The 760-nt window shown below is 38.6% G+C and carries 2 pseudogenes; both read right to left on the reverse strand.

The annotated features are described in order from the left end of the window. Positions 1-353: pseudogene (locus ACFIKY_RS09145) on the reverse strand (conjugal transfer protein TrbB); the annotation flags it as partial. Between the two features lie 181 nt (positions 354-534). Next, positions 535-760 (reverse strand): annotated as a pseudogene (locus ACFIKY_RS09150) (hypothetical protein); the annotation flags it as partial.

Consider the following 760-nt stretch of genomic DNA (forward strand, 5'->3'; position numbering starts at 1 on the left):
ATTGTAAATGTTGGGGCGGAAACGATAGGTGGAATTACCGCTTCAAAGCGGCTTCCATTCATTGGTAATTCGCATTCAAGAATAGGATTTTCTTTGGTAATTTGCGTTCCAAGAGCTGTAGCTACTGTTCCCATAGCGGCTTCTGCCCTATGCGCATCCACCATGCCGACAGCTTTTTTAGGTTCTCCCAAATGTTCAACCCATAATGTACCATCAGGATTTAACATAATTTCTATGACTGTAGGATCATCTAGGTAACCCCATATCTGCGGTCCAAATTCAAAACGCAGCTTCTCAATGAGACGTCTATTTTGCTCTGAACTTCGTCCACCTTTAAATGCTGTAACAGCCATTCTCCCATCCCCGCTTTTAAGAATATACCCCGTTCACTCTAGATAATGAGAAGAATGTAAAACTTAAAGCTTTTTAAAATAATGTCGGCATAATAATTTAAAGATTAAATTTGAACAACAAAAATATCTATCGTAATAGCAAAAATCCACATTCCTGTTACTTAAATTCTATGGTTTTTTATTAAAGAGAATGACCTTTATCGCGCGCAAGATCTATACCTATAGCTTTAGCTTGCATTTTTTCATAAAGTTTTCGCATCACCTTCATATTGTCCCTCCGCACATCAATGATTGATTTCTCAACTGATGTTAAACGCGCTTTGTCCAGATTTCCTAGTCGTGTATAATGAGACGCCATTGCTTTTCGCGCTTCATCATAAGGCAATCCTCCTTTACGATGCTTTGGT

Origin of the sequence: Bartonella sp. CR127HXZ (genome assembly GCF_042194555.1) — a bacterium.
Classification (GTDB): Bacteria; Pseudomonadota; Alphaproteobacteria; order Rhizobiales; family Rhizobiaceae; genus Bartonella; species Bartonella grahamii.